The sequence below is a fragment of the Enterobacter cloacae complex sp. P18RS genome (genome assembly GCF_014982105.1).
Taxonomy (GTDB): domain Bacteria; phylum Pseudomonadota; class Gammaproteobacteria; order Enterobacterales; family Enterobacteriaceae; genus Enterobacter; species Enterobacter hormaechei_C.
Window position 1 is genome coordinate 58,869 of record NZ_JADCKV010000010.1, and the last position, 25,300, is coordinate 84,168.

A 25,300-nucleotide genomic window follows, 5' to 3' on the forward strand; every position below is an offset into this window, starting at 1 on the left:
CTGATGAAAAACTGGAAAACAAGTGCAGAAGCAATCCTGACCACTGGCCCTGTCGTGCCGGTTATTGTGGTAAACAAACTGGAGCACGCTGTCCCAATGGCGAAGGCGCTGGTTGCGGGTGGCGTTCGCGTTCTGGAAGTGACCCTGCGTACCGCCTGTGCGATGGATGCGATCCGTGCTATCGCCAAAGAAGTGCCGGAAGCGATCATTGGTGCCGGTACGGTTCTGAATGCGCAGCAGCTGGCGGAAGTGACCGAAGCGGGCGCACAGTTTGCCATCAGCCCGGGGCTGACTGAGCCGCTACTGAAAGCCGCAACCGAAGGTTCTATTCCGCTGATCCCGGGTATCAGCACCGTTTCTGAACTGATGCTGGGCATGGACTACGGCTTGAAAGAGTTGAAATTCTTCCCGGCTGAAGCGAACGGCGGCACCAAAGCGTTGCAGGCCATTGCGGGCCCATTCTCCCAGGTGCGTTTCTGCCCAACGGGCGGCATCTCTCCGGCCAACTACCGTGACTATCTGGCGCTGAAAAGCGTGCTGTGCATCGGCGGCTCCTGGCTGGTTCCGGCGGATGCGCTGGAAGCAGGCGACTGGGATCGCATCACTAAACTGGCTCGCGAAGCGGTAGAAGGCGCGAAACAGTAAGTTTGTTTGCCGGGTGTCGGCTGCGCCTAACCCGGCCAGCCAGACAGTTAAAACGGGCCTTTCGGCCCGTTTTTTTATCCTGCTACGCTGACGTTCGCAGCCGCTCTTTTTGCTCTCGCGACGGCTTCGTCCACATTTTCCCCGGTCGCTAATGCCACGCCCAGACGACGGCTTCCGTCGATCTCCGGTTTGCCGAACAGCCGGACCTGCAAGCCTGCGCCAACCGCACCTTCGACGTTATCAAAGGTGACATTCTGGCTGGTCAGCTGCGGCAGGATCACCGCCGAGGCTGCCGGGCCGTACTGACGGATGCCGCCAACCGGCAGGCCGAGGAAAGCGCGTACGTGCAGCGCGAACTCGGAGAGATCCTGTGAAATCAGCGTAACCATCCCGGTATCGTGCGGACGAGGGGAGACTTCGCTGAAGATCACCTCGTCGCCGCAAACAAACAATTCCACGCCGAACAGGCCGTAGCCGTCCAGCGCCAGCACCGTCTTGCGGGCGATCTCCTGTGCGCGTGCCAGCGCCAGCGCGCTCATCTGCTGCGGCTGCCAGGATTCGCGATAATCGCCGTCTTCCTGGCGATGACCAATCGGGTCGCAGAAATAAACGCCATCCACGGCGCTGACGGTGAGCAGGGTAATTTCAAAATCAAACTTCACCACGCCTTCCACGATGACGCGCCCGGCCCCGGCTCGGCCGCCCTGCTGGGCATAGTCCCAGGCGTTGTCCAGCGTGCTGCTGTCGCGGATAAAGCTCTGCCCTTTGCCGGAGGAGCTCATTACCGGCTTAATGATGCACGGGTAGCCAATCTCCTCTACGGCCTGGAGAAACGCAGCTTTATCCCCGGCAAAACGGTAGCTGGAGGTCGGGAGCTGTAATTCTTCTGCCGCCAGGCGACGAATGCCTTCCCGGTTCATGGTCAGTTTTGCCGCAGTGGCGCAGGGCACCACGCGCTGGCCTTCCTGTTCAAGGGCAATCAACATCTCAGTGGCAATGGCCTCAATTTCAGGTACCACGAAATCCGGTTTTTCGTCGGCAATTAACCCCCGCAGCGCATTACCGTCAAGCATATCGATGACGTGCGAGCGATGCGCGACGTGCATGGCGGGCGCATTCGCGTAACGGTCCACCGCAATTACTTCCACACCTAAACGCTGGCATTCAATGGCCACTTCTTTACCCAGTTCACCCGATCCCAACAGCATGACGCGCGTCGCGGCGGGACGCAGCGCGGTTCCTAAACGAGTCATAAAAATCCCCCTGAAAAAGATGCGGGCAGTATAAACGAAAACGTTTGCGTCTGTCTTGTATGGGGATAACCGGACAGCAGGGAAATTTGCGCTTCTTTAGCACTGACAGACATTTCCTGACACCCGCTCGCTTAGGCTGTGAAGGTTACGCACTGTTACGTGAGGAAAAATATGTCAGGCTGGATGAATCAACTGCAATCCCTGTTGGGACAAAAAGGCTCGTCGTCCGGCGAGCAGGGTCTGAGCAAGCTGCTGGTGCCGGGTGCGCTCGGCGGGCTGGCCGGTTTGCTGGTTGCCAATAAATCATCGCGGAAACTGCTTACCAAATACGGTACCGGCGCGCTGCTGGCGGGCGGAGGGGCTATTGCAGGCTCCGTCTTATGGAACAAATACAAAGACAAGGTGCGCAGCGCGCATCAGGATGAACCGCAATACGGGAAGCAGGTATCGCCGTTAGATTTACGCACCGAGCGGTTGATCCTCGCCCTGGTCTTTGCGGCCAAGAGCGACGGGCATATTGATGCCAGTGAACGTGCCGCAATTGAACAGCAGATGCGGGAAGCGGGCGTTGAGGAACAGGGCAGGGCGCTGGTGGCGCAGGCCATCGAACAGCCGCTTGATCCGCAGCGTCTGGCGCAAAGCGTGAAAAACGAAGAAGAGGCGCTGGAACTCTATTTTCTGAGCTGTGCCGCCATCGATATCGATCACTTTATGGAGCGCAGCTACCTGAACGCCTTGGGCGATGCGCTGAAGATCCCACAGGACGTTCGTGAGGGAATTGAGCAGGATATTCAGCAGCAGAAGCAGACCCTCGTGGGCTAGAAGGCCATGTTTCGCTTGCATCATACGCGTGTTTTGCCAACCTTATAGGATGTAAAACGAAAAAGTAAGAATGCCATGCCTCCAAAAGCCCGACGTACTCCTTATGCGATCACCACGCATGGCGATACGCGTATCGATAACTACTACTGGCTGCGGGACGATTCTCGTTCCCGGCCAGAGGTGCTGGACTATCTGCACGAGGAAAACGACTATGGCCGCCAGGTCATGGCCAGCCAGCAGGCGCTTCAGGATCAACTTCTGAAGGAAATGGTGCAGCGTATCCCCCAGCGTGATGTCTCTGCCCCGTGGTGCAAAAACGGTTATCGCTATCGCCATATTTATGAGCCGGGAAACGAATATCCCATCTACCAGCGCCAGTCTGTGCTGAGCGCCGAGTGGGATGAATGGGAGATCCTGCTGGATGCCAACAAACGTGCTGCCCACAGTGAGTTTTATACGCTGGGCGGCATGTCCATTTCCCCCGATAACGCCATTATGGCGCTGGCTGAGGATTACCTCTCCCGCCGCCAGTACGGTTTGCGTTTCCGCAATCTTGAAACGGGAAACTGGTATCCCGAAATGCTGGATAATGTCTCCCCCGATTTCGTCTGGGGTAACGATTCAGAAACGGTTTACTACGTTAAAAAGCATGTCTCAACGCTGCTGCCTTATCAGGTCTGGCGTCATACGGTGGGGACCGATTCCGCCGACGATGAACTGGTGTATGAGGAAAAAGATGAGACGTTCTATGTCAGCCTGCACAAAACGTCGTCTCGCCACTACGTGATCATTTTCCTCTCCAGCGCCACCACCTCAGAAGTGCTGCTGCTGGATGCAGAGCTGCCGGATGCGCAGCCTCTGTGCTTCCTGCCGCGCCGTAAAGATCATGAGTACAGCCTGGATCACTTCCAGCACAGCTTTTACCTGCGTTCGAACCGCGAGGGCAAAAACTTTGGCCTTTATAAAACCAAAGTGCGCGATGAACGCAAATGGGAAGTGTTAATTCCCGCGCGCGATCAGGTGATGCTGGAGGGGTTCACCCTGTTTACCGACTGGCTGGTGGTGGAAGAGCGTCAGCGCGGACTGACCAGTATCCGCCAAATCAACCGCAAAACCCGCGAAGTGGTGGGCATTGCGTTCGATGACCCGGCTTACGTAACGTGGATCGGCTTTAACCCGGAACCGGAATCGTCCCGCCTGCGGTACGGCTATTCGTCGATGACCACCCCGGATACGTTGTTTGAACTGGATATGGACACCGGGCAGCGTCAGGTGATTAAACAGGCTGAGGTCCGGGGTTTTGAGTCGGAAAATTATCGCAGTGAGCACCTGTGGGTGACCGCACGCGACGGCGTTGAAGTCCCAGTGTCGCTCGTCTATCACAAGGCGCACTTCAACAAAGGTAAAAACCCCATCCTCGTCTATGGCTATGGCTCCTATGGATCCAGCATGGACGCCGATTTCAGCAGCAGCAGGCTGAGCCTGCTCGACCGCGGTTTTGTTTATGCGATTGCCCATATTCGCGGCGGCGGCGAGCTGGGTCAGCACTGGTATGAAGACGGAAAATTTCTCAAAAAGAAAAATACCTTTAATGACTACCTTGATGTTTGCGATGCGCTGATCGCGCAGGGTTATGGCGATCCGCAGCTCTGCTTTGGCATGGGAGGCAGCGCCGGGGGCATGCTAATGGGCGCCGTGATCAACCAGCGGCCTGAACTGTTTAAAGGGGTTATCGCCCAGGTGCCGTTTGTGGACGTGGTGACGACCATGCTGGATGAGTCCATTCCACTGACCACCGGGGAGTTTGAGGAGTGGGGGAACCCGCAGGATGAAACCTATTATCGCTACATGAAAGAGTACAGCCCGTACGATAACGTCGAGGCGAAAGCCTATCCGCATATGCTGGTGACCACCGGCCTGCACGATTCTCAGGTACAGTACTGGGAGCCCGCGAAATGGGTGGCGAAGTTGCGTGAGCTGAAAACTGACGATAATTTGCTGCTGCTGTGTACCGATATGGACTCGGGGCACGGAGGGAAATCAGGGCGATTTAAATCCTATGAGGGGGTGGCGCTGGAGTACGCCTTTTTGATTGGCCTGGCGCAGGATACGCTGCCAGGCCGGGCGGGGACTCAGGCTTCGCCTAAATAATGCTTCAGCGTCAGGCGCAGTTCCGGGCTCATTCTGTCGAGGTTGTTGTACAGCCAGCGCAGATAGCCCGGATCTTTGTCCGCCACTTCCGATACTGGCTTCCCGCGATATTTTCCGAACGTAAAGGTGGTCAGTAGCGCGGGGCGCCCGGTAATGGTCGCCATATCGTCTGGCGTCCAGCCGGAAGTATTCATGATATCAATCAGGAGCGCTGCGGTGATGTAGCAGTCGTAAAGAGCGCGGTGATGATGCAGCCCTTCCGGCGTCCGCACGCTGAGTTTACGCGACTTATACAGCGCCATATTGCTGTATTTGATCCCCGGCCACAGACGGCGCGCCAGCTTCATAGTGCAAATCCATTCGCCGGGCATCTCCGGCAGCACGCGGCGGTCAAAGCTGGCGTTATGGGCCACATACCACTGGCTACCGTGGTAAAGAGGGATGATCTCTTCAATCCACGGCTTATCCGCCACCATCGATTCCGTAATACGATGTATCGCCATCGCCTGCGCACTGATGGGACGATCCGGGCGCACCAGATGGCTCATGGGGTTGACTATCTTTCCGTCAATCACGTCGACAGAAGCGACTTCCACAATTCCACCCTGCAAATCACAGGTTTCGGTATCGATAACGCGCAGCATTGATCGCTCCTGATCCAAAAATGCCTAGCCTAATGGAATGATATCGCCTTGCCAACCCTGTTGGCCTAAAGAACCGGTTAGCAGCAGTTCTCCCTTATCGGCACGTACGATCAGCTGACCTTTTTCATCCCATAACGCGCTACCGCCGCGCGCGTTCGCCATTAATACCGCGATGGCGTACTTGTGCGCGAAGCGTTGTAACGAACCGATGGATTGCCGCCAGCGATGCTCGCCCACGGCCAGGCTGCTGGTGAACAGCGTTGCCTCCGGGTCCAGTTCCGGGGCGTCAGCCTGGTTATCCACGATGGTTAACCGTTTATCGCCAGGAATAACACCCGCACCGTTGCCCTGCGGATAACGCCGAATGGTCGACAGGTTAGGGGTGAAAAGCGCGAGTCCTTTCTGGCGCTGGCCGTGTTGCTGGAGCGTAATACCAGCAATCACCGTGATGAAACGTGACTGGGCGGCGTGAAGGAGGGGGGCAAGCTGCAAATCGTCAGGGGGTGGGGGTAAGGATGTTCCGCCTGGGCCGGTAAGCGAAAGCTCCGGAAAGACGATCAAATCGCACCCATGCCATGCAGCCTCGGCAATAAAGTGCAGGTGATGTTTTACGTGCTCATCAACACAGTTGTGCCGCGGGGCATACTGAGCCGCGGCAATATTCCATCGTGACATCGTGACTTCCTTATACACTAAGTCGCTGGGATTTTAAGATTACACCTAAATTTATCAGGGGTTTCTTATCCTGCCACATAACGCGTAAGGAAGTGTAACGAGACGTTAAGCTTATTTAACTTTAGGTTCGTACGGCAGGCGCGAGAGATTGACGGAGGCGAGGCGATGCGCAATGAGACGTTCGCGAAACCAGTCGCGCAGATGCGCGGGTTGTTCACGCTCTATCACTTCAGCCACGACGGGCATGTTGTAACGCTCTTTGAATGCGACCCCCGCGGCGGCGAGATCGACATTCACTTTGTCCATCTCGTCCTGAGGAAGGGCGGCCAGATTAACGTTCATTTCCTTCTCCTTTTTCTGCGGCGGCAACGTTACCGCGATTGTTCAACGATGACAAGGGAGCAAAGGATGTTCCTCGACTCGTTAATTATACAGAGTTATTCTTTAGCATTCAGGCATAACGAAAAGGAATGATTGTGATGCATTTTACCCCTTCCCGTGTCGCGTGCGCGCTGGCATTTCTGCTCTCTTCAGCCATCACGCCCTCAGTTCTGGCCCATGCGCATCTTAAGCAGCAATCCCCGCAGGAAAATACCGTTGCGGTGGCACCAGAGGTCATTACCCTGAACTTCTCGGAAGGCATTGAGCCTGCCTTCAGCGGCGTGGTGGTGACGGACGCACAGCAGCACAAGATCCAGACCGGCGCGGTGAAGCGTGACGAGAAGGATAACGCAAAGCTGATTGTTCCTCTTGAGAAACCGTTGACGTCCGGCACCTACACGGTGGACTGGCATGTGGTCTCCGTGGATGGCCACAAAACCAAAGGCAGCTATCACTTTAGCGTGAAATAGCATGCTGACCCTGAGCTACGTCGCGTTACGCTTTATCCATTTTGCTGCGCTGATGCTGCTTTTCGGCAACGCGCTTTACAGCGTCTGGTTTGCGCCGTCTTCGTTGCAGCGCCTCATGACCCGGCGTTTCCAGCGGCAGCAGAAACTCGCGGCCTTAATCAGCCTGATAGCGGCTCTGCTGATGTTTGGCCTGCAAAGTGGGTTGATGGGCAACGGCTGGGGCGATGTCATTCGTCCGGCGGTCTGGCGCAGCGTGCTGGGAACGCAATTTGGCGGCGTCTGGTTGTGGCAAATGGTGCTGGCCGCTGTGACGGCGGGCGCCGCATGGCTTACCCCGCAAAAAGGCTCACGGCTGTTACTGCTCGCGATGGGGCAGCTGGTGCTGCTGGCGGGCGTGGGACATGCCGCGATGAACGGTGGCGCACCGGGAGCGTTGCATCGTCTCAACCATGCGCTTCACCTGCTCTGCGCCGCGACCTGGGTGGGTGGTTTACTGCCGCTGCTGTTTTGTATGCGTCTGGCGAAAGGCCGCTGGCAGCCAGCCGCTATCTTTACCATGATGCGCTTCTCCCGCGTGGGGCATTACGCCGTGGCAGGCGTGCTGCTGACCGGGATAATCAATACGCTCTTTATTGTTGGCATAAACGTGCCGTGGCAGGCGCCTTATGTCCAGCTGTTGTTGTTCAAATGTGCGCTGGTCATGATGATGGTGGCAATTGCCCTGGCGAATCGGTATTTTCTTGTGCCACGCTTTCGCCCGGAGGCCGGGCGGGAACAACAGATTTTTATCAGGATGACACAGGCAGAGGTGGTGCTGGGCGCGCTGGTACTGGCCGCCGTCAGCCTGTTCGCGACCTGGGAACCCTTCTGACAAGGTTAAATAACATATGAAAAAGACACTGCTTTCTCTTTTACTTCTCACCTGTGCCAGCAGTGCGTTAGCCGCGCCGCAGGTCATCACTGTCAGCCGGTTTGAAGTGGGTAAGGACAACTGGGCATTTAATCGTGAAGAAGTCATGCTTACCTGCCGTCCCGGTAACGCGCTGTATGTCATCAATCCCAGTACGCTCGTGCAGTATCCGTTAAATGACGTGGCGGAGCAGCAGGTTGCCAGCGGGAAAAGTAACGGACAGCCTGTCAGCGTGATCCAGGTAGATGACCCGGCAAACCCCGGGCAGAAGAAGAGTCTGGCACCGTTTATTGAGCGCGCTGAAAAGCTCTGCTAGCCGTCAGGTTTCCAGTAAAAAAAAAACCGCAGGTGCTTGTAAAAGCTCTGCGGTTTTTCACATTTAGTGATGTTCTGACGCTTTTTTTCAGACCACTTTTACTGTGGACTGGAAAACCTGACGTCGTCATCTATTCTTAAAGGGCAAGGCGATTGAGCCTGCATTAATGCCAACTTTTAGCGCACGGCTCTCTCCCAAGAGCCATTTCCCTGGACCGAATACAGGAATCGTATTCGGTCTCTTTTTATCTGCTTGAAAATAAACGATAAAATCCGGTTTTCGTCTCGGCAGAAAGTTCACTTCCTGTGCACCTGCTTCAAACATACCACAACCCGGCAGGCGTAAGTCCAGTCCTTTTTGGCTGTTTTGTTAAATTTTTGTTTGTATTTTGCCTGAGACGACTGCGGGATCAATGCGCGCATGTACGAAAGCCGCAATATCATCAAGTAACGCAAAGCGGCGACGGTATTCGGCGCGTTTTTTGCTGGCAATCTCCTCCAGTGCTTTACGCTCCATCTGGAGCGGCAACTGCCAGCAGAAGGGGGAGAGTTTCTTTCCGTTCAGGCCTTCCCAGAACTCGTCGTAGCTGGCGTGAAAATGACGGCCTTTGCTCAGACGGTAGCGCAGCGCGCGGAAAACATGGCCTTCATCGCTGACGGCAAAAATCGCGCTAATGTTCGAGCGTGAGGCAAGCTGGAAGATCACCTCCATCAGCACGCGTTTCGGGAAAAGCCCATGGCAGGCACGGGTAGCCTGCTTAATCACCTCCCGTGAAACATGACGACGTGGACCCTGAAGGCCGCCGATCACCAGCACCGTACGGCCGTTACTGCGTGCGACACAGAACGTCAGGCTGGCAAGCAGCGTATTGTCATTGTCGTGCAGCCAAAGCGTGCTTTCGCCTTCGCGTTCGGCCTTACCTGCGGACGAGGCGTGGACGGTATAGATTTCGCCGTTTTTTGCCTCGAACCGGACAACTGGCGCCTCTTGCGGGCTGGTCAGCGCGTGGGCGAGGGCGATGTTTTTCAGACTATCAATCCACTGATAGTGGCTGATGATAGCATCGGCCCGATCGTTTGAGTTCAGGCCGCGCATCAGATACTGGCGGTGAGTTTTGCTCGGCAAGGTAATTTGAGAGGTGAGCAGCCTGTCGAAATCATCGCGCCCGGACAGGGCCTCCAGCATGCGATGGGTGGAGGACCAGAATAAAAGCGAGCGTAGAAGAAACTTTAACCGGTAATCACGTTTGTGCCAGATTGGGCCGGGAACGCGTTTTCCTCTCACCAGTTCAGAAATAATATTTGTGCGATGCGGATAAAAAACATCGTTTTGCAGGTGTATGTTTGACACGTGAAAATCCCTCTTTTTATTCCGCTCTATTTTAAAGGCCAGGGAATAAGGGATTAATAGCGCAGCGATCTTTATTTCCGGCTGGTTTATGGTTTGTTTGGATTGGCAAAATCCAACGCCAGCTCATGACATTTTCTGTGGCAGCTATACTTCTTACAGGAGGCGTTATGTATCAGAAAATAGAGGGAGAACACTGGCGTCATGTCTGGGTTGTCAGCGATATACATGGTTGCTATCAGTGGCTTATGGATGAGCTGAAACGACGGCATTTTAATCCTGATACGGATCTGCTGATCTCGGTGGGGGATATTATCGATCGCGGGCCTGACAGCGTAAAATGTTTACAGCTGATGCAGGAAAACTGGTTTTATGCGGTACGCGGTAATCACGAGCAAATGGCGTTAGATGCGCTTGAAAATAATGATTTTAGTCTCTGGTCGATAAATGGCGGTAACTGGTTTACCTGGCTTAAGGACGCTCAACAAAAACAGGCGAAGGGTTTACTCGATGCGTGTCGGGACTTACCGCACATTATTGAAATAACCTGCAAAAACGGTCTGAACGTGATTGCTCATGCGGATTATCCCTCCGCTGAATATGGCTGGCATAAGCCGGTGGATGTCCAGCGCGTGCTGTGGGATCGCGACCGGTTAATGGGCTTTATGGTGGGCAAAGGGCAGGGCATTAGCGGCGCGGATCACTTCTGGTTTGGACATACGCCTGTGGACAAACGCTACGATTTTAACAATCTGCACTACATTGATACGGGGGCAGTATTCGGGGGCTTTCTGACGCTGGCGCAGCTTCAGTAATAAATAACCCGCCTTCGGGCGGGTTCTCTTTGGGTCAGGCAAGACGCAAGACCCAGGCATCGGTTTTACTGTCGTAATGCTCACGGTACAGAACGGAATGTTCCCCATCTAGGATTGCCGGGACGCTGGTATCTGCATCCCAGGCGTCCAGCTGCATGCACAAATCCGGATCGGATTTGCAGGGAATACTTAACGTTCGTTCGCCTTGTGATTCGCCGCGCAATTCAGCGTCGTCGATTTCAAAAGCGCCAATGCGTACGCTGGTTTTCGTCATAATGCTCTCCGGTTTGTTGCCCAAAATCTGGTATGACCAGTGCAGTCACCCATTTTTGATCCTAGACAAGGAGAGCGAAATCGCCAGTAAAAAAATGCGCTTTTTTTCAGGCGCTGCGGTTGTTACCGGTAAACAGGCGGCCATCGCGTACCAGTTCGCGCGGATAGCTGTTTTTCAGCCGCGAGCCGACTTTTTTCGCCAGCCCCAGCGGATAGCCCTGATACGTCACGATGACTTCATCCTGTGACGGGCCGTCTTCCGGGTAAACGTCACGACCGCGATACCACTCTTCCGCTTCCTGATGCGTCAGGGCAAAGGTGTTCTCACTGCCGGCCAGCGCAATGACCGCTTCGTGCTGCCAGCGATAGCCTTTGTTGTGGATCTCCGCTAGGCGAATACCGAGGCGGGAGAAACGCACCTTACCAATCAGCGGTTCGATGTTGACCGGGAACAGCCACAGCTCTTTGTCACGCATCCAGAGGCGCAGGCTCTCATCCCAGTGCAGGCCGACTTTGCTCGCAGCCGCTTGCGCCTGTGCCGCCTCACGGCCTTTGACCGGCGCGAACGGGAAGTTGCCGACCTTAAACTTAGGGGCAGGCAAGGGATCGACGGCGCGGGTTTTACGCAGACGGGCAACAAAGAAGCCTTCGCAATCGTAAATCTGCGGGAAGACATGCAGGAAGCCTTCAGGCGTGGCCGCATGACTGGCCGAGTCGAAGAGGGTGTCCAGCGGCAGAAACTCGACGGCATCCACATAGCGTTGCTTGAGCCACAGGCAGACGTCCTCGTTTTCATCGCGATTCAGCGTGCAGGTAGAGTAAACCAGCGTCCCGCCTGGGCGCAGGGCATGAAACGCGCTGTCGATCAGTTCGCGCTGCGTGGCGGCGATCTCCAGGTTGCTTTCAACGGACCAGTTTTTTAACGCATCAGGATCTTTACGCACCACGCCTTCGCCGGAGCAGGGCGCGTCGAGCAGGATGGCATCAAAGGCTTCCGGCAGGGCAGCGCCAAACACGCGACCATCGAAGTGCGTTAACGCGACGTTGTGGATCCCGCAGCGGCTGATATTGGCATGCAGGACTTTAACGCGGCTGGCGGAAAATTCGTTGGCGAGGATCGCGCCGCGGTTGTTCATCCGGGCGGCAATCTGCGTGGTTTTAGAGCCCGGCGCCGCCGCGACATCCATAACCCGCTCAGGCTGGTTCCCGTCGGCAAACAGCGCAGCAACCGGCAGCATGGAGCTGGCTTCCTGAATATAAAACAGCCCGCTCAGGTGCTCGGCGGTGCTGCCGAGCGGCAGGCTCTCCTCGTCATCCCGTTCGATCCAGAAACCCTCTTCACACCACGGCACTGGCGTTAATTGCCAGCCGTAGGGGGAGACGAGATCCAGAAACGCCCCGACGCTGATTTTCAGCGTATTGACGCGAATACTCCGGCGCAAAGGGCGCTGGCATGCGGCGACGAAATCGTCGAAAGAGAGATGAGCTGGAAGCGCCTCGCGCATCTGTGCGAGGAATTGTTCGGGAAGAAATACGGAGTTTTGAGCCACGGGCACACCACAGGGAAACATTCAGGTGCGCAGTGTAACATAAAGGCTCCGGCGCGTTGACACCGGAGCCTGCGAGATTAACGCGGCAGCGCCGTTCCCCATTCGCGCCACTCTTTCGGTTCACTTTCCAGCAGCAGGAAGTGTTTACCTGCCTGCGCCTTAGGCGCCAGAGGCGTGCCAGGCGGCGTCGCGAAGGCAATGCCGCCGCGAATGAACTGATTAAAGGTCCCCGTTTTGACCACGCCACCGGTCAGGCCGAAGTCCAGCGAGTAGCCTGAAGCGAGCCAGAACACCGAGTTGTTGCGCACCAGATGCTGATAACGCTGGCTGATGCGCAGGCCGACCATCACGCGATCGGACAGATTACCCAGCGTCAGGCTTGTTACTGTCCCTACTTCAATGCCGCGGAACAGGACCGGCGTACCGATGCCCAGCGAACCGGCTTCCGGCACTTCAACCACAATGCTCAGACCGTCCAGATAACGGGAGTCGGTGATGGTGGCCTCCTGCAACTCAAATTCACGACGTGCGTTGCCGCGACCCGGTTCAACGTTAATGTACGGCTGAAGTATGGTATCGAGATGCTCAACCCCTGCGGCAGAAATTTGCGGCGTAACTACTGAGAAACGCGAGCCTGCCCGGGCGAACGTCTGCACATATTCCGGATAAAGCACGGCGGTCGCCTGCACTTCATTGCGTGCGGTGATCAGCGTCAGCTTCTGGACCTGCCCGATATCAATGCCGAGATAGCGGATGGGCATGCCTTCTGCCAGTTTACCGGCATCAAAGGTGTGCAGAGTAATCTGGCCCCCGACCGCGCGCGCCGCGGTTTCGGACGGGAAGAGGATCCGCTTGTCACCTTTACGCATGTTGCCGCCGGCGCCGCTCAGGTTATCGAAGCTGATCGCACCGCGCAGGGCACGGGAGAGAGGCGATGCCTGTACGGTCAGCCCGCTGCCGTTGAGCTGCACTTTCGCGCCACCCTCAGCCCAGAACACGCTGTTTGGCGTGAGCAGCTTGCGGTACTCCGGCTTGATATGCAGTTCGATATCAAACGCGTCCGCACGAGGACGAACGGTGATCACTTCCCCCACCTCAAACTTACGGTAAAGCACGACGGAGCCTGCCTGGACATCCGGCAGCGTTTCAGCGCTTAAGGTCAGCGTGGTGGTTGGCAGGTCGCCGAGGCTGTTTTCAATGGCTTTGTCCAGATTGGCGAACAGCGGATAGCTTTCGCGCAGCGCACCTTTGCTGCCCGGCAGAATGCGGATCCCGCCGTTAACCCACTCACTGGCGCTGGCGCCGAGGAACTCAACCCCGTCCAGACCCACCTTCACGTCGACCCGACTGTTAACCACAAATTTACTGTCGCCGTGGACCAGGTTGCCGTACTGCGGATCGATGGCGGCGGAGAAGGAGACCCCTTTTTCCGACAGCTTACGTTCGAGGACCTGGCCCACCTGCACACCGTGCAGGATCAGCGGTTGCCCGGCTTCAATACCGTAGCTTTCCGGTGCATTCAGCGTAACCGTCAACACGCCCGGTTTTTGCAGCAGGGCTTTATCCGCCGGTGCGATAACAAAGTTTTTGTTCGGCGCACCTTCGCCGGGGATCAGCTCAAAGGTGCTTCCCGTCAGTAGAGAACTGATGCTGGCGTCGCTGAGGGAGAGCTTCGGATTACGCAGTTCAATGCGCGTTTTTTCCCGCAGGAGATCCACCACGCTCGGATCCACCGTCATTTCGCCGGTAACGGAACCGCCCGCATTGAGGGTTAATTTTGTCAGTTGCCCGACCTCTAAACCCTGGTACATCAGCGGGGTCGAACCGGCTTTCAGGCCTTTGGCATCCGGCAGGGTCAGCTTGACGATGACACCGCGCTGGCTGTGCGCCAGGTCGGCGTACAGGCCAAAGGTATCTTCTGCGGCGGCAGGGCTGGAGTTAGCAGGTGAGTCGAAGGCGATAGCGCCATTCACCAGCGCCGCCAGGCTCTCAAGCTTCACTTTCGCACCGCTTAAGCTCAGGTCGGCATCGACGCCTGAGACGTTCCAGAAGCGGCTGCCTTTTTTTACCAGGTTGGTAAAACGGCGCTCGATGAGTACATCAATAGTCACGCCATCTTTGTTCGGGTTAATGGCGTAGTCGTAAACGCGGCCTACCGGAATTTTGCGGAAATAGACCAGAGAACCACTGTTCAGCGAGCCCAAATCCGGCGCGCGGAGATGGATCATCAAATCGCCGTTATTCAGCCGATATTTCGGCTGGGTATCCAGCGCAACAAAGTGATCCTGTGGCTCACCTTTGCCGGGCATCATGCCGATATAGTTACCGCCCACAAGCGCATCCAGCCCGGAAACGCCGGCCAGGGAGGCTTTAGGCGTGACCAGCCAGAACTGCGTTTCGGCGCGCAGGGCATCCTGCATATCAGACTTAATGCTCGCCCGGACCTGGATTTTGTTCAGCCCTTTGCCGAGAGAAATATCCTGCACGGTACCCACTTCCACCCCCTGGAAGCGAACGGGGGTACGTCCGGCGACAATGCCGTCCGCAGACTGGAAATCAATCGTGATGGTACTTCCGCGATCTTCATAGCTCGTCCAGATAAGCCAGCCTGCGATCATCAGCGCGATGACAGGCAGCAACCAGAATGGCGAAATGCGGCGTTTTGTTTTAATTCTCGCTTCAGTCGGCGAAGCGGGCGTTTCCTGACTCATGTGCGTCCCAAAGTAAGCGGCTGTCCAGCCATTCCACTGCAAGAATAGTCAATATCACCGCAGAGCCGAAATAAAAAGCTGCGGGTCCCATGGTAAAAGCAAGTAACTGATCGCGATTGATGAGCGACATCATCAGCGAAATCACGAACAGATCCAACATCGACCAGCGACCAATCCAGGTCACAAATCGCAGAAGCAGGATGCGGGTGCGTAGTCCTTGTTCGCATTTAAAGTGAATGCTGATAAGCAGCGTAAACATCACCACCACTTTGGTAAAGGGCACCAGAATACTGGCGATGAAAACAATGGCGGCGACCCCCACGTTACTGTGCGCCAGAGAGATAATCCCCGAAAGGATAGTATCTTCCTGACGGGCGCCGTTCACATAAATTACGGAGATCGGCAGCATGTTGGCCGGGAACAAAAATACCAGGGAGGCGATTAGCGCCGCCCAGCACTTTTGCAGGCTGTTGTTGCGTCGCAATCTTAACGGAATGTGGCAGCGTGGGCACCTCCCGCGTTTATCCGGAAAACCGGTGTAATGGCAGCCCAGGCAGACGCGCAGGTTTTCATCAGGCCGGGTCGCGGGGCGCTGCGGGTAAAATCGCTCCCAAAGCTGTTCAACATTGAGATGAATCAGGGTCAAAATACTCAGCAGGACCAGTGAAAAAAACGCGAAAAGTCCAATGCCGGGTTGTAAAAACGCATAATCCTGCACCTTGATGGAGGCCACGCCAATGCCTACCAGATAGATGTCCAGCATCACCCACTCCTTGAGCTTTTCCAGCATGAGCAGGACAGGGCGCAGGTTCATCCCCAGAATGTTGCCAAACCACAGGTAGGCAATTGCCGCGACCAGCACCAACGGCGCGCCGACGACGCAGAACAGCACCATGGCGGCCGTAAGCGGATCGCCCTGGCGCGTCATCTGCCAGATCCCCTGCAACACGTTAGCGTCAATACGCACGCCAAGCAGGTAGAGCTTTAACAGCGGCTCGGTCCAGGCGAAGGGCATCAGCAGTAGCATGGTGACCGCCATTGCCGCCAGACGCGTCAATGACCAGTCCCGGCCATCGCGGATTTTGGCATCGCAGCATGGACAAAAAGCACTTTGGTGCGATTTCATCTTCGGCAACATAAAAAGCGTATCGCACTGGGGACAACGCTGATAATGTGCACGGGGCAGAGCCTGGCTTACCGTACGGACAACGATCTTTCGTGTCGGCGTAATTTGGGGTGTTTTTAGGGCCATCAGTCGCACACAGATTAGTATTGTTGAAAGTTATAATAACTCATGAACGGATTCATCTTGAGCATGAGCGCATTTAATGCTTATTTTAATAGGCTATGCGGTAACTATGTAAGATAACTAAGTGATTGAATAATGAACAAAACAGAATTCTACGCGGATCTGAATCGCGATTTTAAGGCATTAATGGCAGGGGAAACCAGCTTCTTAGCCACTCTGGCAAATACCAGTGCGTTACTGTTCGAACGCCTTTCTGACGTGAACTGGGCGGGCTTTTATCTGCTGGAAGGTGACACGCTGGTGCTGGGGCCTTTCCAGGGTAAACTCGCCTGCGTACGCATCCCGGTAGGTCGTGGCGTGTGCGGTACCGCAGTGGCGACCCGTCAGGTTCAGCGTGTCGAAGATGTTCATGCGTTTGACGGCCACATTGCCTGCGATGCCAGCAGCAATTCTGAAATCGTACTGCCGCTGGTGGTTAAAAATCAGATTATTGGCGTTCTGGATATCGACAGCACGGTCTTCAGCCGCTTTACTGCCGAGGATGAGCAGGGGCTGCGCGCGCTGGCCGCAAACCTGGAAAATGTTCTGGCAGAGACCGATTATCATAAATTCTTTGCGAGCGTCGCAGGATAATCAACGGATAACGTAGCATTTACTGATAGCGTCATTATAATGTCGCCTGTTCATGCCTGCGCTTGTTGGCAACGTCCGTTGTAATCAGGAAATTTCATGGAAAATCAACCTAAGTTGAATAGCAGTAAAGAAGTTATCGCATTTCTGGCCGAGCGTTTCCCGCAGTGCTTCAGCGCTGAAGGTGAAGCGCGTCCTCTGAAAGTCGGTATCTTTCAGGATCTGGTCGCGCGCGTTGAGGGGGAGATGAACCTCAGCAAAACGCAGCTTCGTTCTGCCTTGCGCCTTTATACCTCGAGCTGGCGTTACCTGTACGGTATCAAGCCGGGTGCGACCCGTGTCGACCTTGACGGCAACCCGTGCGGTGAGCTGGACGAGCAGCACGTAGAGCATGCGCGTAAGCAGCTTGAAGAAGCCAAAGCTCGCGTGCAGGCACAGCGTGCGGAACAGCAGGCGAAAAAACGCGAAGCCGCAGCGGCAAACGGTCAGGAAGACGCCCCTCGTCGCGAGCGTAAACCGCGCCCGGCACCGCGTCGTACTGAAAATAACGATCGCAAACCGCGTGCTGACAAACCCGCAGCTAAAGCCCCACGTGCGCCGCGTGAAGAGCCGCGTCACACCCCTGTTTCTGACATCAATGCGCTGAGCGTAGGTCAGTCTCTGAAGGTGAAAGCGGGTAACAACGCGATGGACGCCACCGTACTGGAAATCACCAAAGATGGCGTTCGTGTACAGCTGACTTCTGGTATGTCAATGATTGTACGCGCAGAACACTTGTTGTTCTGAAACGGAGGCCGAGCCTGGCATGAACACTTTTTTTAAGCTCACCGCGCTGGCTGGCCTGTTTGCTATAACAGGCCACGCTTTCGCTGTGGACGATATTACGCGTGTTGATCAAATTCCGGTGCTCAAGGAAGAGACTCAGCACGCGACGGTGAGTGAGCGCGTGACGTCGCGCTTTACTCGTTCGCACTATCGTCAGTTCGATCTCGATCAGGCCTTTTCGGCCAAAATCTTTGACCGTTATCTGAACTTGCTGGATTACAGCCATAACGTACTGCTGGCCAGCGATGTCGAACAGTTCGCTAAACGCAAATCCGAAGTGGGTGATGAGCTGCGCTCCGGTAAGCTCGATCTGTTCTACGATCTGTACAACTTATCGCAAAAGCGCCGTTTTGAGCGTTATCAATACGCGCTGAAAGTGCTGGAACGTCCGATGGACTTCACCGGCAACGACACCTTTAATCTGGACCGCAGCAAAGCGCCATGGCCGAAAGACGAGGCTGAACTGAATGCGCTGTGGGACGGAAAAGTCAAATATGACGAACTGAGCCTCAAGCTTACAGGCAAAGACGAGAAAGAGATCCGTGAGACGTTAAATCGTCGATACAAATTCGCTATTCGTCGTCTGGCGCAGACCAACAGTGAAGATGTTTTCTCGCTGGCGATGACCGCGTTTGCGCATGAAATTGATCCGCACACTAATTATCTCTCTCCACGTAACACCGAACAGTTCAATACCGAAATGAGCCTGTCTCTGGAAGGTATCGGTGCTGTGCTTCAGATGGACGATGACTACACCGTAATCAACTCCATGGTGGCCGGTGGCCCTGCGTCGAAAAGCAAAGCGATCAGCGTAGGCGACCGTATTGTCGGTGTGGGTCAAACCGGAAAGAGCATGGTGGACGTGATTGGCTGGCGTCTTGATGATGTTGTTGCGCTGATCAAAGGGCCGAAGGGCAGCAAAGTCCGCCTGGAGATCCTGCCAGCCGGTAAGGGGACTAAAACCCGTATCGTTACTCTCACCCGTGAGCGTATCCGTCTGGAAGATCGCGCGGTGAAAATGTCGGTGAAAACCGTGGGTAAAGAGAAGGTTGGCGTTCTGGATATCCCAGGTTTCTACGTCGGCCTGACCGATGATGTGAAAGTGCAGCTCCAGAAGCTTGAAAAGCAGAATGTCAGCAGCGTGATCATTGACCTGCGCAGCAACGGCGGCGGGGCATTGACCGAGGCCGTCTCGCTTTCCGGGCTGTTTATCCCGTCTGGCCCGGTGGTACAGGTGCGCGATAACAACGGTAAAGTGCGTGAAGATGCCGATACCGATGGTGTGGTCTACTATAAGGGTCCGCTGGTGGTGCTTGTCGATCGCTTCAGCGCCTCTGCATCGGAAATCTTCGCTGCTGCCATGCAGGATTACGGCCGAGCATTAATCGTCGGCGAACCGACGTTTGGCAAGGGCACCGTTCAGCAGTACCGCTCTCTGAACCGTATTTACGACCAGATGCTGCGCCCTGAATGGCCAGCGCTGGGCTCAGTACAGTACACCATTCAGAAGTTTTACCGCGTAAACGGCGGCAGTACGCAGCGCAAAGGCGTGACGCCGGATATCATGATGCCGACAGGTACCGAAGAGACGGAAACGGGCGAGAAGTTTGAAGATAACGCGCTGCCGTGGGATAGCATTGATGCCGCGACATTCGTGAAATCGGGTGATATGAAACAGTTCGGACCGGAACTGCTGAAAAATCACAACGATCGCATCGGGAAGGATCCGGAATTCCAGTACATCATGAAGGACATCGCGCGTTTCAACGCTTTGAAAGCGAAACGGAACATTGTGTCTCTGAACTACGCCCAGCGTGAGAAAGAGAACAATGAAGATGACGCGACACGTCTGGCGCGTATCAACGATCGCTTCAAACGTGAAGGCAAGCCTCTGCTCAAAAAACTGGACGATCTGCCTAAGGATTACCAGGAGCCCGATCCGTATCTGGACGAGACGGTGCATATCGCGCTTGATCTCGCGAAGCTGGAAAAAGAGAAACCCGCTCTGCAACCTGCTCCGACAAAATAATCCCCCAACAGGCACAAGAAATTGTGCCTGTTTCTTTATGTACCTCCTCCTTCCGTCAGGCGGATTTCCAATTGTGTAAAGTTGTGTCTTTCTGGTGACTTACGCCGTCTGGATGCTTGAAAATAGCCGTAATACCCATACGATGTGGGTAATCGCATAGTGCGTTTTGTTAAACTGAGGTTAAAAGAATATTATGATGCGAATCGCGCTCTTCCTGCTCACCAACCTGGCGGTGATGGTGGTATTCGGGCTGGTGCTAAGCCTGACGGGAATTCAGTCGAGCAGCGTTCAGGGTCTGTTGATTATGGCGCTGCTGTTTGGTTTCGGTGGCTCTTTCATTTCACTGCTGATGTCGAAGTGGATGGCATTGAAATCTGTGGGCGGTGAAGTTATTGAGCAACCGCGTAACGATATGGAGCAGTGGCTGATGAGCACGGTTGCTCAGCAGTCAAGGCAGGCGGGCATTGCCATGCCGCAGGTAGCCATCTACCACGCGCCGGATATTAACGCGTTTGCTACCGGTGCGCGTCGTGACGCGTCCCTGGTGGCCGTCAGTACCGGCCTGCTGCAAAACATGAGCCGTGACGAAGCGGAAGCGGTTATTGCTCACGAGATCAGCCATATCGCCAATGGCGATATGGTCACCATGACCCTGATCCAGGGTGTGGTGAACACCTTCGTTATCTTTATTTCTCGTATTCTGGCACAGATTGCTGCCGGGTTTATGGGTGGCAACCGTGATGAGGGTGAAGAGAGCAACGGCAACCCGCTGATCTATTTTGCTGTTTCAATGGTGCTGGAGCTGGTGTTCGGTATCCTGGCAAGCATCATTACCATGTGGTTCTCCCGTCATCGTGAGTTCCACGCGGATGCCGGTTCCGCGAAACTGGTGGGTCGTGAAAAGATGATTGCTGCGCTGCAACGTCTTAAAACCAGCTACGAGCCGCAGGAAGCAAACAGCATGATGGCCTTCTGCATCAACGGCAAATCAAAGTCGCTGAGCGAGCTGTTTATGTCTCACCCGCCGCTGGATAAACGTATTGAAGCGCTGCGTAGCGGCGAATACCTGAAGTAACGTAATCGGGTTGAAAAGAACCGGGCTGGAGCCATTCTCCGCCCGGTTTTTTTATGCCTGCGCCTTTGGCTGGGTGACGCGAAGGCCGCTAATGACAGCCGCGAGGGTCGCCAGGGTCCCTGCGGTAATCAGCGCAACCTGTGTCGCATTCTGCCCGGCAAGGTTAAACATCAACGCCACCAGTGCGGCCCCGGTGCTTTGCCCTAACAGTCTTGCCGTGCCCAGCATCCCGCTGGCGCCACCGCTGCGATGACGTGGGGCAGAGGTGATAATCGTGTGGTTATTAGGGGACTGGAACAGACCAAAACCGGCCCCGCACAGGATCATGCGCCAGATAATATCCAGATCCCCCGGCGAGGCGGGCAGGAGCGCCAGCGAAAACAGTCCCACCGCCATGACAACCAGCCCAATCGCCCCCAGAAGCCCAGCATGGACGCGCTCAATAAGGTAACCGGCCAGCGGGGCCATCACCATGGTTGCCAGCGGCCAGGGCGTGAGCAGCAAGCCTGTCTCCACTTCTGAACGGCCAATCACGCTCTGCAAAAAGAACGGCAGCGCAACCAGCGCCAGCATCTGGGCGCAGAACGAGCAAATGGAGGTACAAATAGATAGCGAAAACAGCGGAATACGTAGCAAATCCACCGGAAGTAGCGGCACGGGCAGCGCCAGCTGACGTCGTACAAAGAAAAAGCCGATGATAAGCATGGCAACGATTTCTGCGGCAATGAGCGACAGAGACTGTCCCTGCGCAAATCCGCTCAGCGCGGTAATCAGCAGGCCAAAAGTCAGCGCGTTCATCACGGCGCTGGGCAGATCGAAACGTGGCATGGTACTTTTCGGACCATTTTCCGGAAGATAGCGCAGGGCGAAGAAGATCGCCACAATGCCCAGCGGCACGTTAATGGCAAACAGCCACTGCCACGAGGCAACGGACAGGATGGCGGCGGCAATCGTTGGGCCGGCGGCGGACGACACGGCCACAATAAAGGAGTTAATGCCCATGCCGCGCCCCAGGTGGCGTTGAGGATAAATAAGCCGTATCAGGGCCGTGTTCACGCTCATTAGCGCCGCGCCGCCAAAGCCCTGCGCGATACGCGCCAGCGTAAGGGTGTGCAGTGAATCTGAAAGGGCACAGAAGAGCGAGGTGAGGGTAAACACCACCAGCCCGCACTGGTAAACCCGGCGATAACCAAACATATCGCCCAGGAAAGAGAGTGACAGAAGGGAAATCACAATCGCTATCTGGTACGCGTTCACAATCCAGATGGAGCTTGCCGGCGAAGCATTAAGGTCTTTGGCAATCGTAGGAAGAGCCACGTTGGCAATCGCACCGTCAAGGACAGCCATCGAAATACCGATGACAATAGTGGCAATTGCCCCGTACCGCTGCGGTAAGGGCAGGCCATCAGAAACGTTTTTTTGCATGGGAAAAGAATGGCTCAACGTGAAATTATTTTCAGAGTAACTATTTTAGCATCGTTATTTCGGTTTTATGTCGCAGATTTGTAACGAAGTAAACCCAGATAGATTGCAGCACGCATCACACGAATTTATAATAAAAACCGGTTCTGATTTTTATAAAACACTCTCCATGAGGTGATAAATGGCAATCGCAGATTTGGATAAGCAGCCAGATTCTGTTTCTTCCGTGCTGAAGGTGTTTGGCATCTTGCAGGCGCTCGGAGAAGAGCGTGAAATTGGTATTACAGAGTTGTCGCAGCGTGTGATGATGTCGAAAAGCACCGTTTATCGCTTTTTGCAGACGATGAAATCATTGGGTTATGTCGCGCAGGAAGGAGAATCAGAAAAATATTCTCTGACCCTGAAACTGTTTGAACTGGGCGCCCGTGCCTTGCAGAACGTGGATCTGATCCGCAGCGCTGACATTCAGATGCGTGAACTTTCACGACTGACGAAAGAGACAATTCACCTCGGTGCGCTGGATGAAGACAGCATTGTTTACATCCACAAAATTGACTCCATGTACAACCTGCGCATGTATTCACGCATTGGTCGTCGTAACCCGCTGTACAGCACCGCAATTGGTAAAGTACTGCTGGCCTGGCGCGATCGCGAAGAGGTGAAGCAAATCCTTGACGGGGTGGAGTACAAACGCAGCACCGACCGCACGATTACCAGTACGGAAGAACTGCTGAGCGTGCTGGATAAAGTGCGTGAGCAGGGTTACGGGGAAGATAACGAAGAGCAGGAAGAGGGGCTGCGTTGCATCGGTGTGCCGGTGTTTGACCGCTTCGGCGTTGTCATTGCGGGCCTGAGCATTTCGTTCCCAACGCTGCGTTTCTCTGAAGAGCGTCTTCATGAATATGTGGCGATTCTGCATACCGCAGCGCGCAAAATTTCAGAGCAGATGGGCTATAACGATTATCCGTTCTGATCGACGCCACCAATAAAAACGCCGCACTTTTGCGGCGTTTCTGTAAGCGAAGTTCAGCGCTGATTAACCGTTATCAACCACAACAGATGATTTACGCAGCACAGGACAGTTGGTTAACCCGATGATCCCGCTGTCGGAATGGATGTACTGAGCCGTGCTTATCCCCTGGGCGGTAAGATATTTACACTGGATACCCAGACCCGCGGCATTTTCTTTGCTCCCCATTAATACGCCGTACCCACTTAATAACAGGCCGATCCAGACAATGGCCAGTACAATTACTGTACGAATAAATAAACGCATCGTTGCCTCTTTTTTCTTTGTTGTCATAGAGTAAGCGTAACGGCTTTACGCAGTGAAACAAGTGCACGATTCCGAAAAGCGTCTGTTGAAGGTACAGTTAGCCCCTGTTTAAGATAACCGTGATAACCTGGCTGTATCAGGTCATAAGACGGAGTGTGGAGTGAAAAAAATACGCTGGGTAATTCTGATTATAGTGTTGATAGCATGCGTGGTGCTGTGGACGCAGACTATCAATGTGATGTGCGATCAGGATGTACAGTTCTTTAGCGGCATTTGTTCAATCAATAAGTTTATCCCCTGGTAGAGACCATTTTTACGCTGAGTGATGTCCTTACGCGGCGGCAGTGGTAAAATGGCGGTTTTTACTGAGGTGGTGAAATGGGTGAGTTACTGAATTCGGGGCTGCTGAGCATTGCATCCCTGGTAATGTCTTTGTTGGTGCTGGTCGTTGGGCTGGTGCTGTGGTTTTTCGTTAACCGCGCCAGCTCCCGCACAAACGAGCAGATTGAGCTGCTGGAAGCATTGCTCGATCAGCAGAAACGGCAGACTGCGCTGCTGCGTCGTTTGTGCGAAGCCAACGAGCCGGAGGAGAAAGCGTTACCGAAGGACGCTGTTGCTCAACAACAAGACGAGGAAGACTTCATTCGCCTGGTAGCTGAACGATAGTCTGCCCGGAGCGGGGAGGTGGCCTGACGTACGGCGTAAATCCCCTCCCTTATCAAATGCATCCCACAACTTCCCGACATTTAATTAAGCAGCAGTTAACTCATGTTTTAGCACACTGAAAACTGGCGAATATTTATCCTTATTTAACAAATTCAGTTTCGTTGAATAAATAGTGTGCTTTATCTTTCCTGAAGTGTTTTATTTTTATCGAAACGTTTTGCTTGCCTTGTTTTGAGGCAGAGTCATAAAAATTTCATTATTTTGGTGCAGAATAACACTTATTAAATGGTGGTTTTTAATACAGTTAGCAAAATGTAATTAACATCGTATATTCCCTGACACATGTTGGTGCGTTGCAATGTTTTCAGCATAACTTTTCACAAAATGTTCTAACTCAGTCATTCCTTTAAAGAAATTCTGGGATTGGGATGGACGCTTTGAAATGATTGAGCTATGTTTAAAAAGTCTTTGATTACAGGGCGCGTCAACGCACCCTGCGGGCAGTGAGGTCAGGTGGCGCTTCATTTGACAATTCGCATAACTGTGCAGATTGTTATGGAGTAACGTCTGAATTTGTGCGGCGGATCGAGACACGTTTAAAAATGGCTTGCCATATTAAACGTTGTGTGTGATAACACGTTTTGGGTCAAACGAGGTACAGTTCTGTTTATGTGTGGCATTTTCAGTAAAGAAGTCCTGAGTAAACACGTTGTCGTTGAATACCGCTTCTCTGCCGAACCTTATATTAGTGCCTCAAGCAGAAATGTCTCAGTTTTATCTATGTCAAAGCCCGCGGGCTAAGAAAACACTCTAAGGAATTTTGCAAATGGCAAAGATTAAAGGTCAAGTTAAGTGGTTCAACGAGTCTAAAGGTTTTGGTTTCATTACTCCTGCTGACGGCAGCAAAGACGTGTTCGTACACTTCTCTGCAATCCAGGGTAACGGCTTCAAAACTCTGGCTGAAGGCCAGAACGTTGAGTTCGAAATTCAGGATGGCCAGAAAGGCCCAGCTGCGGTTAACGTAACTGCTATCTGATCGAATCACTGCTGACTGAAGCGCTCAGCGCTTCGATCTCAGACATAAGCCTCGTCGATGCGGGGCTTTTTTATTCGCTTATTTTTCAAAATATTACGTAATCCTCCTCTGTTATTATCTTGTTGCAAA

General features: G+C 54.3%; 27 protein-coding genes and 1 pseudogene. 16 read left to right on the forward strand and 12 right to left on the reverse strand.

Features of this window, described 5'->3' with window-relative positions; all coding sequences use genetic code 11:
- Nucleotides 1-3: 3 nt before the first annotated feature.
- Nucleotides 4-645 (forward strand): bifunctional 4-hydroxy-2-oxoglutarate aldolase/2-dehydro-3-deoxy-phosphogluconate aldolase, encoded by a 642-nt coding sequence (gene kdgA, locus INF61_RS07330; protein WP_193547653.1) that lies wholly within the window; start codon nucleotides 4-6, stop codon nucleotides 643-645.
- 74 nt (nucleotides 646-719) lie between these two features.
- On the opposite strand, the gene purT is transcribed toward kdgA, so the two are convergent.
- Entirely contained in the window at nucleotides 720-1,898 is a 1,179-nt protein-coding gene (gene purT, locus INF61_RS07335) for a formate-dependent phosphoribosylglycinamide formyltransferase (RefSeq protein WP_033486804.1), read from the reverse strand.
- 171 nt (nucleotides 1,899-2,069) lie between these two features.
- Here purT and INF61_RS07340 point away from each other — a divergent pair, with 171 nt between their 5' ends.
- Together INF61_RS07340 and ptrB are read left to right on the forward strand one after the other, a co-directional pair.
- The gene (locus tag INF61_RS07340) at nucleotides 2,070-2,720 is read left to right on the forward strand and encodes a tellurite resistance TerB family protein (RefSeq protein WP_015570286.1); all 651 of its coding nucleotides are present in this window, start codon (nucleotides 2,070-2,072) and stop codon (nucleotides 2,718-2,720) included.
- A gap of 75 nt (nucleotides 2,721-2,795) precedes the next feature.
- The gene (gene ptrB / locus INF61_RS07345; RefSeq protein ID WP_017693247.1) at nucleotides 2,796-4,871 is read left to right on the forward strand and encodes an oligopeptidase B; all 2,076 of its coding nucleotides are present in this window, start codon (nucleotides 2,796-2,798) and stop codon (nucleotides 4,869-4,871) included.
- Here the strand turns inward: ptrB and exoX are convergent.
- The 3 genes from exoX to INF61_RS07360 form a co-directional block, all read right to left on the reverse strand.
- Nucleotides 4,853-5,515, reverse strand: coding sequence for an exodeoxyribonuclease X (gene exoX / locus INF61_RS07350; RefSeq protein ID WP_015570288.1), 663 nt, complete (start codon nucleotides 5,513-5,515; stop codon nucleotides 4,853-4,855). The genes ptrB and exoX overlap by 19 nt on opposite strands.
- Before the next feature lie 24 nt (nucleotides 5,516-5,539).
- Complete coding sequence (locus INF61_RS07355; RefSeq protein ID WP_003859783.1) at nucleotides 5,540-6,190, reverse strand: carbon-nitrogen hydrolase family protein; 651 nt, start codon at nucleotides 6,188-6,190, stop codon at nucleotides 5,540-5,542.
- 111 nt (nucleotides 6,191-6,301) lie between these two features.
- A complete protein-coding gene (locus INF61_RS07360) occupies nucleotides 6,302-6,532 on the reverse strand; it encodes a DNA polymerase III subunit theta (protein WP_047727163.1) in 231 nt (76 codons plus the stop codon).
- A 137-nt stretch (nucleotides 6,533-6,669) separates the two neighbouring features.
- Here INF61_RS07360 and yobA point away from each other — a divergent pair, with 137 nt between their 5' ends.
- Genes yobA through INF61_RS07375 form a run of 3 tightly spaced genes read left to right on the forward strand, consistent with a single transcriptional unit; the run spans nucleotide 6,670 to nucleotide 8,267 of the window.
- The gene (gene yobA, locus INF61_RS07365) at nucleotides 6,670-7,041 is read left to right on the forward strand and encodes a CopC domain-containing protein YobA (RefSeq protein ID WP_017384342.1); all 372 of its coding nucleotides are present in this window, start codon (nucleotides 6,670-6,672) and stop codon (nucleotides 7,039-7,041) included.
- 1 nt (nucleotide 7,042) lies between these two features.
- Complete coding sequence (gene copD / locus INF61_RS07370) at nucleotides 7,043-7,912, forward strand: copper homeostasis membrane protein CopD (RefSeq protein ID WP_017693249.1); 870 nt, start codon at nucleotides 7,043-7,045, stop codon at nucleotides 7,910-7,912.
- Nucleotides 7,913-7,928: 16 nt separating this feature from the next.
- Nucleotides 7,929-8,267, forward strand: coding sequence for a YebY family protein (locus INF61_RS07375; RefSeq protein WP_003859787.1), 339 nt, complete (start codon nucleotides 7,929-7,931; stop codon nucleotides 8,265-8,267).
- A gap of 126 nt (nucleotides 8,268-8,393) precedes the next feature.
- Here INF61_RS07375 and INF61_RS07380 read toward each other — a convergent pair whose 3' ends face one another.
- Nucleotides 8,394-8,591, reverse strand: coding sequence for a hypothetical protein (locus tag INF61_RS07380; RefSeq protein WP_126804890.1), 198 nt, complete (start codon nucleotides 8,589-8,591; stop codon nucleotides 8,394-8,396).
- Nucleotides 8,592-8,636: 45 nt separating this feature from the next.
- Nucleotides 8,637-9,617 carry a VirK/YbjX family protein gene (locus INF61_RS07385; RefSeq protein ID WP_193547654.1) on the reverse strand — a complete coding sequence of 327 codons (981 nt, stop codon included), beginning with the start codon at nucleotides 9,615-9,617 and terminating at the stop codon, nucleotides 8,637-8,639.
- Between the two features lie 167 nt (nucleotides 9,618-9,784).
- Between INF61_RS07385 and pphA the strand changes: the two genes are divergently transcribed.
- A complete protein-coding gene (pphA, locus tag INF61_RS07390) occupies nucleotides 9,785-10,429 on the forward strand; it encodes a protein-serine/threonine phosphatase (RefSeq protein ID WP_193547655.1) in 645 nt (214 codons plus the stop codon).
- A 34-nt stretch (nucleotides 10,430-10,463) separates the two neighbouring features.
- Here the strand turns inward: pphA and INF61_RS07395 are convergent, their stop codons facing one another.
- The 4 genes from INF61_RS07395 to yebS all read right to left on the reverse strand — a co-directional run bounded on the left by INF61_RS07395 (nucleotide 10,464) and on the right by yebS (nucleotide 16,215).
- Nucleotides 10,464-10,703 (reverse strand): YebV family protein, encoded by a 240-nt coding sequence (locus tag INF61_RS07395; RefSeq protein ID WP_003859885.1) that lies wholly within the window; start codon nucleotides 10,701-10,703, stop codon nucleotides 10,464-10,466.
- Between the two features lie 106 nt (nucleotides 10,704-10,809).
- The gene (rsmF, locus tag INF61_RS07400; RefSeq protein ID WP_023314333.1) at nucleotides 10,810-12,273 is read right to left on the reverse strand and encodes a 16S rRNA (cytosine(1407)-C(5))-methyltransferase RsmF; all 1,464 of its coding nucleotides are present in this window, start codon (nucleotides 12,271-12,273) and stop codon (nucleotides 10,810-10,812) included.
- Between the two features lie 56 nt (nucleotides 12,274-12,329).
- On the reverse strand, nucleotides 12,330-14,963 hold the full coding sequence (locus tag INF61_RS07405; RefSeq protein ID WP_017693254.1) for a PqiB family protein: 2,634 nt from the start codon (nucleotides 14,961-14,963) through the stop codon (nucleotides 12,330-12,332).
- Nucleotides 14,932-16,215: a membrane integrity lipid transport subunit YebS gene (yebS, locus tag INF61_RS07410; RefSeq protein ID WP_047740716.1), complete on the reverse strand. Its 1,284-nt coding sequence runs from the start codon at nucleotides 16,213-16,215 to the stop codon at nucleotides 14,932-14,934. The genes INF61_RS07405 and yebS overlap by 32 nt, the downstream gene beginning before the upstream one ends.
- Nucleotides 16,216-16,347: 132 nt before the next feature.
- Here yebS and INF61_RS07415 point away from each other — a divergent pair, with 132 nt between their 5' ends.
- From INF61_RS07415 to htpX, 4 genes are all read left to right on the forward strand, one after another.
- Nucleotides 16,348-16,845: a GAF domain-containing protein gene (locus tag INF61_RS07415; RefSeq protein ID WP_006811006.1), complete on the forward strand. Its 498-nt coding sequence runs from the start codon at nucleotides 16,348-16,350 to the stop codon at nucleotides 16,843-16,845.
- 96 nt (nucleotides 16,846-16,941) lie between these two features.
- On the forward strand, nucleotides 16,942-17,628 hold the full coding sequence (proQ, locus tag INF61_RS07420; RefSeq protein WP_003859895.1) for an RNA chaperone ProQ: 687 nt from the start codon (nucleotides 16,942-16,944) through the stop codon (nucleotides 17,626-17,628).
- Nucleotides 17,629-17,647: 19 nt separating this feature from the next.
- On the forward strand, nucleotides 17,648-19,696 hold the full coding sequence (prc, locus tag INF61_RS07425) for a carboxy terminal-processing peptidase (protein WP_015570296.1): 2,049 nt from the start codon (nucleotides 17,648-17,650) through the stop codon (nucleotides 19,694-19,696).
- 193 nt (nucleotides 19,697-19,889) lie between these two features.
- Nucleotides 19,890-20,771 carry a protease HtpX gene (htpX, locus tag INF61_RS07430; RefSeq protein WP_045348666.1) on the forward strand — a complete coding sequence of 294 codons (882 nt, stop codon included), beginning with the start codon at nucleotides 19,890-19,892 and terminating at the stop codon, nucleotides 20,769-20,771.
- 51 nt (nucleotides 20,772-20,822) lie between these two features.
- Here htpX and INF61_RS07435 read toward each other — a convergent pair whose 3' ends face one another.
- A complete protein-coding gene (locus INF61_RS07435) occupies nucleotides 20,823-22,196 on the reverse strand; it encodes an MFS transporter (RefSeq protein WP_032648592.1) in 1,374 nt (457 codons plus the stop codon).
- 178 nt (nucleotides 22,197-22,374) lie between these two features.
- Between INF61_RS07435 and kdgR the strand changes: the two genes are divergently transcribed.
- Nucleotides 22,375-23,166: a DNA-binding transcriptional regulator KdgR gene (kdgR, locus tag INF61_RS07440; protein WP_015570299.1), complete on the forward strand. Its 792-nt coding sequence runs from the start codon at nucleotides 22,375-22,377 to the stop codon at nucleotides 23,164-23,166.
- A 63-nt stretch (nucleotides 23,167-23,229) separates the two neighbouring features.
- On the opposite strand, the gene INF61_RS07445 is transcribed toward kdgR, so the two are convergent.
- On the reverse strand, nucleotides 23,230-23,469 hold the full coding sequence (locus tag INF61_RS07445; protein WP_077579974.1) for a YobH family protein: 240 nt from the start codon (nucleotides 23,467-23,469) through the stop codon (nucleotides 23,230-23,232).
- Nucleotides 23,470-23,629: 160 nt separating this feature from the next.
- Between INF61_RS07445 and mgrB the strand changes: the two genes are divergently transcribed.
- The 4 genes and pseudogenes from mgrB to cspE all read left to right on the forward strand — a co-directional run bounded on the left by mgrB (nucleotide 23,630) and on the right by cspE (nucleotide 25,171).
- Nucleotides 23,630-23,773, forward strand: a complete 144-nt coding sequence (gene mgrB / locus INF61_RS07450) for a PhoP/PhoQ regulator MgrB (RefSeq protein ID WP_003859906.1) — start codon at nucleotides 23,630-23,632, stop codon at nucleotides 23,771-23,773.
- Nucleotides 23,774-23,847: 74 nt separating this feature from the next.
- On the forward strand, nucleotides 23,848-24,135 hold the full coding sequence (locus INF61_RS07455; RefSeq protein WP_058688644.1) for a YebO family protein: 288 nt from the start codon (nucleotides 23,848-23,850) through the stop codon (nucleotides 24,133-24,135).
- Between the two features lie 669 nt (nucleotides 24,136-24,804).
- A pseudogene (locus tag INF61_RS07460) lies at nucleotides 24,805-24,949 on the forward strand (DUF2627 domain-containing protein).
- Nucleotides 24,950-24,961: 12 nt separating this feature from the next.
- Entirely contained in the window at nucleotides 24,962-25,171 is a 210-nt protein-coding gene (gene cspE / locus INF61_RS07465; RefSeq protein ID WP_001062678.1) for a transcription antiterminator/RNA stability regulator CspE, read from the forward strand.
- Nucleotides 25,172-25,300 lie beyond the last annotated feature (129 nt).